The organism is Actinopolymorpha sp. B9G3 (assembly GCF_040120725.1).
Lineage (GTDB): Bacteria > Actinomycetota > Actinomycetes > Propionibacteriales > Actinopolymorphaceae > Thermasporomyces.
Genome location: NZ_JBEEAB010000013.1, coordinates 97,445 through 109,595 on the forward strand (window position 1 = coordinate 97,445; position 12,151 = coordinate 109,595).

Consider the following 12,151-nt stretch of genomic DNA (forward strand, 5'->3'; position numbering starts at 1 on the left):
GGGGCAGACACAAAGGGCAGGGCATCTGGCCTGGAAACTTCTGCAGTTCTTCTCGTAGTATCAAGTTGTTCAGGACATTCGGTGTGAAGGAAGCCGAACATTGCCAGATGATCTGCATCTAGCGACCTTTGGGCAACGACTACGGCATCTCCGGCGAACGCGCCGGATGACCCTCGCCGACCTCGGTGCCCGGGTCGGTCGGGCGCCCTCCCAGCTCTCCCTGCTCGAGAACGGCCGCCGCGAGCCGAAGCTCTCCCTCATCACCCAGCTGGCGGAGGCCCTCGAGGTGGGAGTGGACGAGCTCCTGTCCGCCGCGCCGCCGAGCCGGCGGGCGCAGCTGGAGATCGCCCTTGACGACGCCCAGCGCGACCCGCTCTACCAGCGGCTGGAGCTGCCGCCGCTCAAGGTCGGCCCACGGGTGCCGTCCGAGGTCCTCGAACACCTGGTCGGGCTCTACGACGAGCTCAAGCGCCGCGACACCAAGCCGACGGCGACGCCGGAGGAGGCACGGATCGCCAACGCCGAGCTTCGCCGGCAGATGCGCGAACGCGGCAACTACTTCCCTGAGATCGAGAAGATCGCCGTCCGCACCCTGGCTGCGGTCGGCTACCGGGGCGGCACGTTGTCCGACGCTCTCGTCGCCGCGATCGTGTTGCACTGCGGGTTCACCGTGCGGTACGCCGAGGACCTGCCGCGTTCGGTCCGGTCGATCACGGACCTGCGCAACCGGCGGATCTACGTTCGCCGAGAGTCTCTCGGCATGCACACCCCGCGCGGGATCCTGCTCCAGACGCTCGGCCACTTCGTTCTCGACCACGAGCAGCCACGCGATTTCGCCGACTTCCTGCGCCAGCGGGTCGAGGCCAACTACTTCGCGGCGGCCGTGCTCGTGCCGGAGAAGGTCGCGGTTCCGTTCCTCCATCAGGCCAAGGCCGATCGTGATCTCGCGGTCGAGGACCTGCGCGACGTGTTCTCCGTGTCGTACGAAATGGCCGCGCACAGGTTCACCAACCTCGCGACGAAACACCTCGACCTGCGGTGCCACTTCGTCCGCAACGACGAGGCCGGCATCATCTACAAGGCGTACGAGAACGACGGGTTGCTCTTCCCCGCGGACGCGAGCGGCGCGATCGAGGGGCAGCGGATGTGCCGGCGCTGGGCGGGTCGGGAGGTCTTCACCTCGCCAGACAGGTATCCGACCTACTACCAGTACACCGACACGCCCGACGGCACCCATTGGTGCGTTTCCCACGTCGACCCTGGGCGGGAGCGACACTTCGCGGTGACCCTGGGGGTGCCGTTCGAGTCGTCGCGGTGGTTCCGCGGGCGGGAGACGACCAACCGGGCGACGTCGCGGTGTCCGACGGGGCCGTGCTGTCTGCACCCGCCGGCGGAGCTGTCGACGCGCTGGGAGGGGCGCGCGTGGCCGTCGACACGGGCCCACTCGCACGTGCTCGCCGTCCTGCCGCCGGGGGTGTTTCCCGGGGTGGACGAGACGGATGTGTACGCGTTCCTCGAACAGCACGCCCCAGCCGACAGTGCATGACGACTCCGGGTGAGCCGCGATGGTTGAGGCGCCCGGGGCACCCTCATGTGGCGGCCGCTTGGTGGAGGGGCACCCTCTTGCGAACCTCTAGGTCCACCAGGCGGGGCCGTCTTGGTGCAGGGCGCCTCATGCGAAGGTCGGCCCCCGCCCGCCACCCGCGGGACTGACGTGCGAACCACCCGTGGCCGCTGACATGCTGGTCCCGGCAGGGTGAGTCCAGGGCAGGGCGAGCCCACGGCAGGACCAGGCCAAACGCAGAACCAAGGCAACGGCAGGACCAGGGCACGGCAGGACCAGGGCACGGCAGGACCAGGGCACGGACATGGGAGGGCCAGCGTGGTACTACGGCAAGGGCTGCTGACCGCCGCGCGGAGCCGCCGACTGAAGAAGTTCGTGTCCACCATGCCGGTGTCGTCGGCCATCGTGACGCGGTTCGTCGCGGGCGAGACGGCCGACGAGGCGGTCGAGGCGGCTCGCCGGTTGATCGCCGACGGGCTCACGGTGTCGCTGGACCGGCTGGGCGAGGACACCCGCGACCGTGAGGATGCCGAGCGTACGACCAAGGCGTACCTCACGGTCCTCGACCGGCTCGCCCGGGCCGGTCTCACCCGCGGCACCGAGGTGTCCCTCAAGCTGTCGTCGATCGGCCAGGCCCTCGGCGTCGATGGCGACAAGATCGCGGTGGACAACGCCCGCACCATCGCCCTCGCCGCCCAGAATGTCGGCACCACCGTGACCTTCGACATGGAGGACCACACCACGGTCGACTCGACGCTGGCGATCCTGCACGAGGTACGCCGCGACTTTCCCCAGACCGGCGCGGTCCTGCAGGCGTACCTCCATCGCACGGAGCGGGACTGCCGCGACCTCGCCCACCAGGATTCGCGGGTACGCCTGTGCAAGGGTGCCTATCATGAGCCGCCCTCGGTGGCGTACCAGAAGCGGATCGACGTCGATCGCGCCTACGTTCGCTGTCTGAAGATCCTGATGGCCGGGCAGGGCTATCCGATGGTCGCGACGCACGACCCGCGGCTTGTCGAGATCGCCGGGGCGCTGGCGATGCGCCATGACCGGTCGCGCGGGAGCTATGAGTTCCAGATGCTGTACGGCATCCGGCCGGACGAGCAGCGCCGGTTGGCTGGTCTCGGTGACACCGTGCGGGTCTACGTGCCGTACGGCGACCAGTGGTATCCGTACCTCATGCGGCGGCTCGCGGAACGCCCCTCCAACGCAGGGTTCTTCCTGCGCTCCCTGGTCACCCGCTCATGATCACCGTCATGGTCAGGTTCATGATCACCGTCATGATCATGGTGCCCCGCAGTACCCGCCGTTCCCCGTGATCATGATCGTGATCATGAAGCTTTTGGGGTCATACTGCCGAATTCCTTCATCATCATGGGGCGCGGCTCACGATCGGCGACCGAACCCACGATCGAGATGTACGAAGTGAGGACGAGAAGAGCATGAGCGTGGGACAGCACACGATCGCCGTCATCGGCGCAGGAAAGATGGGCGAGACGATCCTGTCCGGACTCCTGCGTGCCGGCTGGCCGGCTTCCGCTCTGGTCGCGACCGTACGCCGGCAGGAGCGGGCCGACCAGCTGGCCACGCAGTACGGCATAAGGATCGTCGCCAACGATGAGGCCGTCTCCGCCGCCGACGTCCTCGTGATCGCCGTCAAGCCGCAGGATGCCGCGGTCCTGATGGCCGACCTCGGGCCCAAGGTGCCGCCGGGCAAGCTTGTCGTCTCGATCTGTGCGGGCCTGCCGACGTCGTTCTTCGAGCGGCGCCTGCCGGACGCGACTCCGGTCGTCCGCGTGATGTCCAACACGCCGGCCCTGGTCGACGAGGCGATGAGCGCGATCTCGGCAGGTTCGCACGCAACCGGTGCCGACCTCGCCCTCACCGAGGAGATGCTGAAGCCGCTCGGCAAGACGCTGCGGGTACCTGAGTCGCAGCAGGACGCCGTCACCGCCCTCTCTGGCTCGGGTCCTGCGTACTTCTACTACCTCGTCGAAGCGATGACCGACGCCGGCATCCTGCTCGGCCTGCCCCGCCAGGTGGCGCACGACCTCATCGTGCAGGCGGCAGTCGGCGCGGCGGTGATGCTGCGCGACTCCGGTGACCCGCCGGTGATGCTGCGGGAGGCCGTGACATCGCCCGGCGGTACGACGATCAGCGCGATCCGCGAGCTCGAGAGCCACCGGGTGCGGGCGGCCGTGCTCGACGCGATCGAAGCCGCCCGTGACCGGGCCCGCGAACTCGCCGCCGCAGCCGACTGACCGGCCCCGCCTCCGCCCCGTCCGCGAGCTGTTGGAGGTTCGTCGCCTGCTATCCCGACGAACCTCCAACAACCCCGTGGCGGCTGGCGGCTACAGCCCGATCGCGGCCTTGGCGGCGGCGAGCGTCGGAGCGGCCATCGCCCGCGCTCGCTCGGCACCGAGCCGCAGCGTCTCCTCGACGTAGCCCGGATCTGCCGCCAGCTCGGCATACCGCTCCTGTAGCGGCGCCACCACCGCCACCACCGCGTCGGCGACCTCGCGTTTGAGTGCGCCGTACGACGAATATCCCCCCGCGAGGCCAGCCGGATCGGTGCCGCCTCGGCAAGCCGCGAGGATGTCGAGCAGGTTCGCGACACCGGGCTGGCGCTCCACGTCGTACCGCACCTCCCGGCCGGCGTCGGTGACGGCACGCATGACCTTCCGGCGTACGACATCCGGCGGGTCGAGCAGCCGGATCGTCCCCATCGACTCCTCCGGGGCGTCCTTGCTCATCTTGGTGGTCGGCGTCGCCAGATCCCTCACCCGCGCGGCCACCACCGCACGACTCAGCTCCGGTACGACGAACACCTCGCCGTAGGTCCGGTTGAACCGCATGGCCAGGTGCCGGGTCAGCTCCAGATGCTGCGTCTGGTCGTCGCCGACGGGTACCTCGGTGCTGCCGTAGAGCAGGATGTCCGCCGCCATCAGTGCCGGATAGGTGAGCAGCGACGCGCGGGTCTTCGGCCGGCCACGGCCCTTCTCCTTGTACTGGATCATCCGGGTGAGCTCACCGACATACACCGTCGACTCGAGGAGGTACGCCAGCTCGGTGTGGGCCGGCACGTCACTCTGCTGGACGATGATGCACGCCCGCGGATCGAGCCCGGCGGCGAGGAAGAGCGTCGCGGCCTCACAGGTGAGCCGCCGGAGCCGTTCCGGATCATGCTCGACGGTCAACGCGTGCAGGTTGACGATGGAGAACACGCATCTCGCCTCGTTCTGGACGTCGACGAACCTGCGAAGCGCACCGTAGTAGTTGCCGAGCGTCAGTCGGCCGGTCGGTTTGATGCCGGAGAAGATGGTGCGCGTCGCGGGCAGGCCCGGGGATACGAGACCGCCGCGCGAGGTGCCCGGCGTCGTGGTCGCGGTCGTGGTGGACATGAAGGCTCCTTCGGAAAAGTGGGAGCCGCCCCCCGCGGGGTCATCAGCGCTGTCACACACGACAGATCGGCCGCCCGCGCGAGGGGCGGCCGTGGACGAGATCTCTTACGTACGCACGGATATCGGGCCGCCCTGGGCGGCCCGCCAACCAAGGAGTCGTGGCGTACGCACGTCCCCACGATAACCGATGGCTCGCCCCCAACCCGGCTGGAAAGATGCCCCGCATGACCGAGGTGGAGGTGGGCGCGGCGACCGGCGACCGCGCGGAGACAGGCGCGGCTGCGGTGCGGGTTCGCCGCCTGACGCCCGACGACTGGCGCGTGCTGCGGGACATTCGCCTGGCGGCCCTGCGGGAGTCGCCATCGGCCTTCGGGTCGACGTACTCCAGGGAAGCAGCCTTCACCGAGAGCGACTGGCGTGGTCGGCTGGAGCCGGAGTCCACCCGGAGCGCGACGTTCGGCGCCGCCCTCGCCGGGTCCGACCGCTCACTTGCCGGGCTGAGCGGTGGATTCGTCGACGACCCGTCCGCGCACACTGTGGAACTCGTGTCGATGTGGGTGAGTCCGAACGCGCGAGGGCGCCGGGTGGGCGAAGTGCTGGTGGAGCCGGTCCTCGCCTGGGGACGTACGGTCGGTGCCGAGCGCCTTCACCTCTGGGTGACCGAGGGGAACCTTGCGGCGCTGCGGCTGTACGAGCGCTGCGGTTTCGTGCGTACCGGTGAGCGGGAGCCACTTCTCTCCGACCCGAAGCTCACCGTGATCGGGATGGTCCGCCCGCTCCAGTGAGCGCCACATTTGGTGGTTGCTTGTACGCAATATCCGGTGGCCGTGGTTCGGTTGCCTCCTGCCATGATGCCGGCCATGGCCAACCTGGAGACCAGCCCAGCCGGGGCAGACCCGGGCGACGTCATCATCCGCAGGCTGCTGCCCGATGAATGGCGTGCACTCCGGGAGATCCGCCTGACGGCGCTGCGTGAGGCGCCGTCGGCGTACGGTGCGACGTACGAACAGACCGCGGCCCTGCCCGATCGCGAGTGGCAGCGGTGGTTGGAGCGCGACTCCGCCCGCAGCGCGATGTTCGGCGCCAGGTTCGGAGCGGACCGCCCCGGGACCGACCGCACCCTGGTGGGCCTGTGCGGCGGATGGGCCGACCAGGCAGCGGAGTCGGGGGAGGACTCGGCCCCCGCGGTCGACCTGGTTTTCATGTGGGTGAGCCCGAGTGCGCGGCGGCGCGGACTCGGTGTCGCCCTGGTCGAGGAGGTTCTCGCCTGGGCGCGGACCCAGGGCGCCGAACGGGTCCATCTCAGGGTGACCGACGGCAATGTTCCGGCCGAACGTCTCTACGCGCGCTGCGGCTTCGTGCGTACCGGCGAGCAGGTTCCTCATCCGTCTGATCCACGCCTCGTCAAGGCCGACATGGTTCGCCCGCTTCGCTCATCAAGCTGATCACGCTGGCCGCCCGCTTGGCTGATCACGCTCGCCGGAAGCCGGCCGTGGGCTGCGTGCTTTGACTGCTCTACGTCGTTCGGCGAGGGATCTCCGACAGGTCAGTGTCATCGCAGGGTCGCGTCGTCGCGGCGCGGATCTCGCAGGCCAGCGCGAGGAGTTCGGGATACCAGTCCTCGTTGGTGCGGAGCAGGTCGGACGCGTCGTCGACGGTCGCGGCGCGTACCTCCACGACATGCTCACCGTCGGGTGGGTTGGTGGGCGAGGAGTCGAGGACCACCTCGGTCAGGCACCACAGCCAGGCCTTCTCCGGGTGCGGCAGGTGCGGCCGGTAGGGCTCGGGTCCGTCACCGACGCAGTGGTGGGCGCCGAACCAGTGCAACGCGCCGATCCGCCGCGCGCCCGCCTCCTCGGCGATCTCCCGGTCGACGGTCTGTACGACCGACTCGCCGGGTTCGCGGGTGCCGCCGGGCAGGAACCAGTCGCCGCCGTCCGTCCGGCACACCACGACCATCTCGCCCACGAAGCCGACGATGTGGATGCTCTGGACCAGCCCGTCGGGCGGCAACTCCGTGGAGAACTGCGCGTCGAGCCCCGCCCATGCCCAGCGCTGGGGAGCGTGCAGCAGGGGATAGCGGGATGCGGGGCTCGTTGGCGGCTGGTCCATGAGCCCGGACTATAGGACCCACCGACGACCGTCCCGCCCGGACCACCACGCCCGCTGCGGTCGCCCGTCCGTGGCCGTTTCGCCCGCCGGCTGTCTCGCCCGCCTGCTGTCTCGGACCGCCTGCTGTCTCGGACCGAGCCCTCCGGGGTCGCCAGCGTCGGCGTCCGCCGGCAGGATGGCCGGCGTGAGCGTGGTTGGTTCGTACGAAGGGGTCATTGGGGTCGACGTCGGCGGTACGCGCATCAAGGCGGCGCTGGTGGACGACGCCGGGCGGATCCTGGCCAGGGCCGGGTGTCCGACACCTGATCGCAGCGACCCCCAAGCCGTCCTGTCCGCCGTCGCCGAGATCGTCGAGGCACTGCGCCAGGATGAGCAGATCGGTGGCCTCGGCGTCGCCGTACCCGGGATCATCGACGAACCCCGCGGCGTCGCCGTCCTGGCCGCCAACCTCGGCTGGCGTGACACCCCGGTGCGGGACCTCCTCGCCGCGCGGACCGGGCTACCGGTGACGCTCGGCCACGACGTACGCTCCGCCTGCCTTGCCGAATGGCAGGTCGGCGCCGGACGTCGCAGCTCCGACCTGCTTCTGGTGACACTCGGTACCGGCATCGGTGCCGGCGTGGTGGCCGACGGCCGCCTGCTTCGCGGTGGTGGGTACGCCGGCCAGTTGGGCCATGTCGTCGTTGACCCCGATGGTGACGCGTGCGGATGCGGGCAGCGTGGCTGCCTGGCGACGGTCGCGTCGGCGACGTCCCTCGTACGCCGCTACCAGGAACGAACCTCGACGGCAGACCTGTCCGCCGCGGAGGTCATGCGCCGGGCCGCGGCCGGCGATCCCGCTGCCGTCGCAGTGGTCGCCGACGCCACGCACGCACTCGCCGGAGCACTGGCGAGTGCGGTGACCGTCTTCGGGTCCGACACGGTCGTCGTCGGCGGTGGCCTCGCACTCGCCGGTGAGCAACTCCTGGCGCCCGTACGTGCCGCGCTGCGCGAGAGCCTGACGTTCCAGCGGAAGCCCACGGTCGTGGCCGCGGAGCTTGGCGACGAGTCCGGCGTTGTCGGTGCGGCACTCCTCGCCCGCACCTGGCCTGACACCGCGCAGCCCTGACGCCGCACAGTCCTGACGCCGCACAGTCCTGACCCCGCACGGAAGTACCGGGGTCACCTCGCGCACCGGCGGGGTACTGGGGCAGGCTGGACACCATGACAGGATCCGCGCGACTGGTCTATGACGAGGACTTGACGGCCTACAACTTCGGGCCCATGCATCCCCTCGCACCGATCCGCGTCAAGCTCACCGTCGCCTTGTCGAGCGAGCTGGGACTCATCCACGGCCCGGGCAGCTCCGGAGGCGGCGACGGTGCCGGCGAAGGGGCCGACGGGCTCAGGCGGGTGGCCGCACCTGTCGCGTCGGAGGACCTGCTCGCCAGGGTTCATGCACCGGCGTACATCGAGGCGGTCAAACGCAGCAGTGTCAACCCGGACTTGACAGACCTGGACGCGGGCCTCGGCACGTCGGACAACCCGACGTTCACCGGCATGCACGAGGCGTCGGCCCACATCGCCGGCGCGAGTGTCGAGGCGGCGCGGATTGTCTGGACCGGCGAGGCGTTGCACGCGGTCAACGTCGCGGGCGGCCTGCATCACGCGATGCCCGCCGCGGCCAGCGGGTTCTGCGTCTACAACGATCCTGCGCTGGCGATCGCGTGGCTGCTGGACGCCGGATGTCCGCGGGTCGCCTATCTCGACCTCGACGTGCACCACGGCGACGGCGTACAGGAGATGTTCTACGACGACCCCCGGGTCCTCACGATCAGCCTGCACGAGACGCCGCGGACGCTGTTCCCGTGGTTCAGCGGATTTCCCACCGAGACGGGCGGTCCGGACGCGGAAGGGTCGGCTGTCAACGTCGCCTTGCCAGGGGGTACGGATGACGCCGGCTGGCTGCGGGCGTTCCACGCGGTCGTGCCGCCGCTGCTACGTGCGTTCGCGCCGACGGTGCTCGTGAGCCAGCATGGCTGCGACAGCCACCGGCTGGATCCGCTCGCCCACCTCGCGCTGTCGGTCGACGGTCAGCGGGCCGCCGCTCTCGCGGTGCACGCACTCGCGCACGAGCTGTGCGAGGGTCGGTGGGTGGCGACGGGCGGTGGGGGGTACGCCCTGGTCGACGTCGTGCCGCGGACCTGGAGCCACCTGCTCGCCATCGCGGGTGGGAGTCCACTCGATCCGAAGACCGAGACGCCAGCCACCTGGCGAGAACAGGTGGCCGTCGAGTGCCGGCGTACCGCCCCCGTGGTGATGACGGACGGCGAGTCCGCTTCGTACTCCGACTGGTCCGCCGGCTACGACCCGGGCGACGAGATCGACCGGACGATTCGTACGACCCGACGAGCGGTCTTTCCCCTCCACGGCCTCGACGCCGACCACCCCTGACCCGCACCATCACTGCCCTGCGCGCCATCGACCTGGCCCGCCCCATCGACCTGACCCTGGGCCCGGTCCATGATCATGAAGGAAAGTCGGCGATGGACCCGCAAGACCTTCATGATCACGATCATGATCACGGGTTGGTGGCGGGCCGGGGTGGGTGAGGACGTAGGACCCGGGCGGCGGCGCGGCCGGGACGGGCCAGGGCCGTACGTCGACACCAGGCAGCGCGGGGGAGCGGCCAGACGGTGAGCTGTACCCTGTGAGGGCGCGTCGGTCCACCTCCCGCATACGCCGGTCGGAAACGGTCCGGAAGTCCTGCGTTCGGGTGCGCAATCGTCGGGGTACGAAACAATCCGAAAGGGTTCCGCGTGGGTTCTGTCATCAAGAAGCGTCGCAAGCGAATGGCCAAGAAGAAGCACCGTAAGCTCCTCAAGAAGACCCGCGTCCAGCGTAGGCGTCTGGGGAAGTAGCAACTCTTCGTGCCGCAGCAGGGATTGATCGCGTGCACCGTAAGGTCGAACCTGTCCACCACGGGGTGAGGCGCAGATGGCGCGCGTTGTATTGGTAACTGGTGTCTCCCGCGACCTCGGGAGCCGGTTCGCGCGCCTGCTCGCCGCCGACCCGGAGGTCGACCGCGTGCTCGGCGTCGACGTCGTACCCCCAAGGCATGACCTGGGCACGGCCGAGTTCGTCCGCGTCGACCTGCGCAGTCCCGTGGTCTCGCGGGTGCTCGCCCGCGAGGACGTCGACACGGTGGTTCATCTCAACGTCCTCGCCGCACCGGCGCACGCCGGTGGTCGGGCGACGATGAAGGAGATCAACGTCATCGGAACGATGCAGCTGCTGGCGGCCTGCCAGCGGCTGCCGTCCGTACGCAAGGTCGTCGTGAAGTCCTCGACCGCCGTCTACGGCGCCTCGCCCAACGATCCGGCGATGTTCACCGAGGACATGGAACCCCGCGGCCTGCCAAGGTCGGGATTCGCCAAGGACGCGGTGGAAGTCGAGGGCTACGTGCGCGGGTTCGCCCGGCGGCGGCCCGACGTCGTCGTGAGCATGCTGCGGTTCGCCAACGTGGTGGGCCCGCGCGTACGGACCCCGATCACCCGCTACTTCACCCTCCCGGTCGTTCCCACCGTGCTCGGGTTCGACGCGCGGCTGCAGTTCGTCCACGAGGACGACCTGCTGGAGGCTCTGCGGCTCGCCACCATCAGCGACGTACCAGGCACCTTCAACATCGCCGGCGACCGGATTCTCATGCTCTCGCAGGCGATCCGGCGGATGGGACGCCCGTCGGCGCCGGTTCCGGCGTTCGCCGTGGCGACGTTCGGCCAGGCATTTCGGGCGGCCCGGGTCGCCGACTTCACGCCCGAGCAGTTGTCCTACCTCACCTACGGCCGGGGGGTCGACACCACGCGGATGCGTGAGGAGCTGGGCTTCAAGCCCACCTACACGACGCCGGAGGCGTTCAACGCCTTCGTCGCAGCGCACGAGGCGGGCATGCTGAGCGCCCGGCGGATTCGGAACGCCGAAGAGCAGGCCGCAGAGTTCCTCGGTGTGCGGGAGCGAGTAAACGGGGTACCACAACGCCATGGCTGACTCGTCCGAGGCGAAGGTTATCCCGATCAGGACGCACCACTCCGGTGGTGACGGCGACGGCAGGCGGTCCCGATCAGGCACGCAGGACTCCGCCGGCGGTGGCGAATCGCGGTCCGCGTCCGGTGTCATCGCGGAGACTCTGAGCCTGCTCGCCCAGGACGTGGCCGCCCGCGCTCTGGGTGACGACTGGCAAGCCAAGGTCTCGTCCGGCCTGGAGTTCGCCCGGCGCCGGCTGACCGGCGACTACGAGGTCGACGAGCTGGGATTCGACCCGGATCTCACGGAGAACGTCCTCCTGGCCATCCTCCGGCCGCTGTACCAGACCTGGTTCCGCGCCGAGGTCCGCGGCATCGAGAACATCCCACCGGTCGGCGGTGCCCTCGTCGTCGCCAACCACTCGGGAACACTGCCTCTCGACGGCCTCATGACCCACGTCGCCGTCCACGACACCCACCCGGCGCGCAGGCACATCCGCATGCTCGGTGCCGACCTCGTGTTCCGTACGCCGTTCATCTCCGAGCTCGCTCGCAAGGGCGGGACGACGCTGGCGTGCTCCGAGGACGCGGAGCGGCTCCTGCGGTCGGGCGAACTCGTCTCGGTGTTCCCCGAGGGTTACAAGGGTCTCGGCAAGCCGTTCTCCGAACGCTACAAACTCCAGCGGTTCGGTCGCGGCGGCTTCGTGGCGGCTGCGCTACGGTCCGGCGTGCCGATCGTGCCGTGCTCGATCGTCGGAGCCGAAGAGGCCTACCCGATGCTCGGCAACATCGAGCCGCTCGCCCGGCTGCTCGGCGTCCCGTACTGTCCGGTCACCCCGACGTTCCCGTGGCTGGGCCCGCTGGGCCTGGTGCCGTTGCCGTCTAAGTGGATCATCGCCTTCGGCGAACCCGTCCCCACCGATGGGTACGACGCCGAGGCCGCCGACGACCCGATGCTGGTCTTCGACCTCACCGACCAGGTACGCGAAACCATCCAGCACACGCTGTACGCATTGCTGCTCGACCGTCCAGAGGCCTTCTGACCCGGCGGAGTCCGAACCGCAGCCCGG

General features: G+C 69.6%; 12 protein-coding genes. 10 read left to right on the forward strand and 2 right to left on the reverse strand.

The window, feature by feature from the left end:
• The first annotated feature begins 100 nt into the window (after nt 1-100).
• From ABNF93_RS22030 to proC, 3 genes are all read left to right on the forward strand, one after another.
• Complete coding sequence (locus ABNF93_RS22030; protein WP_349330028.1) at nt 101-1,546, forward strand: helix-turn-helix domain-containing protein; 1,446 nt, start codon at nt 101-103, stop codon at nt 1,544-1,546.
• Between the two features lie 336 nt (nt 1,547-1,882).
• Nucleotides 1,883-2,815 (forward strand): proline dehydrogenase family protein, encoded by a 933-nt coding sequence (locus ABNF93_RS22035; RefSeq protein ID WP_349330029.1) that lies wholly within the window; start codon nt 1,883-1,885, stop codon nt 2,813-2,815.
• A 194-nt stretch (nt 2,816-3,009) separates the two neighbouring features.
• The gene (gene proC, locus ABNF93_RS22040; protein ID WP_349330030.1) at nt 3,010-3,828 is read left to right on the forward strand and encodes a pyrroline-5-carboxylate reductase; all 819 of its coding nucleotides are present in this window, start codon (nt 3,010-3,012) and stop codon (nt 3,826-3,828) included.
• A gap of 90 nt (nt 3,829-3,918) precedes the next feature.
• Here proC and trpS read toward each other — a convergent pair whose 3' ends face one another.
• Nucleotides 3,919-4,968, reverse strand: coding sequence for a tryptophan--tRNA ligase (gene trpS / locus ABNF93_RS22045; RefSeq protein WP_349330031.1), 1,050 nt, complete (start codon nt 4,966-4,968; stop codon nt 3,919-3,921).
• A gap of 224 nt (nt 4,969-5,192) precedes the next feature.
• Here trpS and ABNF93_RS22050 point away from each other — a divergent pair, with 224 nt between their 5' ends.
• The gene (locus ABNF93_RS22050) at nt 5,193-5,753 is read left to right on the forward strand and encodes a GNAT family N-acetyltransferase (protein ID WP_349330032.1); all 561 of its coding nucleotides are present in this window, start codon (nt 5,193-5,195) and stop codon (nt 5,751-5,753) included.
• 75 nt (nt 5,754-5,828) lie between these two features.
• Complete coding sequence (locus ABNF93_RS22055) at nt 5,829-6,413, forward strand: GNAT family N-acetyltransferase (protein ID WP_349330033.1); 585 nt, start codon at nt 5,829-5,831, stop codon at nt 6,411-6,413.
• Between the two features lie 70 nt (nt 6,414-6,483).
• On the opposite strand, the gene ABNF93_RS22060 is transcribed toward ABNF93_RS22055, so the two are convergent.
• A complete protein-coding gene (locus ABNF93_RS22060) occupies nt 6,484-7,080 on the reverse strand; it encodes an NUDIX domain-containing protein (RefSeq protein ID WP_349330034.1) in 597 nt (198 codons plus the stop codon).
• A 184-nt stretch (nt 7,081-7,264) separates the two neighbouring features.
• On the opposite strand from ABNF93_RS22060, the gene ABNF93_RS22065 reads away from it, so the two are divergent.
• The 5 genes from ABNF93_RS22065 to ABNF93_RS22085 all read left to right on the forward strand — a co-directional run bounded on the left by ABNF93_RS22065 (nt 7,265) and on the right by ABNF93_RS22085 (nt 12,124).
• On the forward strand, nt 7,265-8,188 hold the full coding sequence (locus tag ABNF93_RS22065; protein WP_349330035.1) for an ROK family protein: 924 nt from the start codon (nt 7,265-7,267) through the stop codon (nt 8,186-8,188).
• 95 nt (nt 8,189-8,283) lie between these two features.
• The gene (locus ABNF93_RS22070; protein WP_349330036.1) at nt 8,284-9,513 is read left to right on the forward strand and encodes an acetoin utilization protein AcuC; all 1,230 of its coding nucleotides are present in this window, start codon (nt 8,284-8,286) and stop codon (nt 9,511-9,513) included.
• Between the two features lie 365 nt (nt 9,514-9,878).
• On the forward strand, nt 9,879-9,980 hold the full coding sequence (locus tag ABNF93_RS22075; RefSeq protein ID WP_081683056.1) for a 30S ribosomal protein bS22: 102 nt from the start codon (nt 9,879-9,881) through the stop codon (nt 9,978-9,980).
• Nucleotides 9,981-10,056: 76 nt separating this feature from the next.
• Nucleotides 10,057-11,106 (forward strand): NAD-dependent epimerase/dehydratase family protein, encoded by a 1,050-nt coding sequence (locus ABNF93_RS22080; protein WP_349330037.1) that lies wholly within the window; start codon nt 10,057-10,059, stop codon nt 11,104-11,106.
• Complete coding sequence (locus ABNF93_RS22085) at nt 11,099-12,124, forward strand: lysophospholipid acyltransferase family protein (protein ID WP_349330038.1); 1,026 nt, start codon at nt 11,099-11,101, stop codon at nt 12,122-12,124. Before ABNF93_RS22080 ends, ABNF93_RS22085 begins: the two co-directional genes overlap by 8 nt.
• Nucleotides 12,125-12,151: the final 27 nt, after the last annotated feature.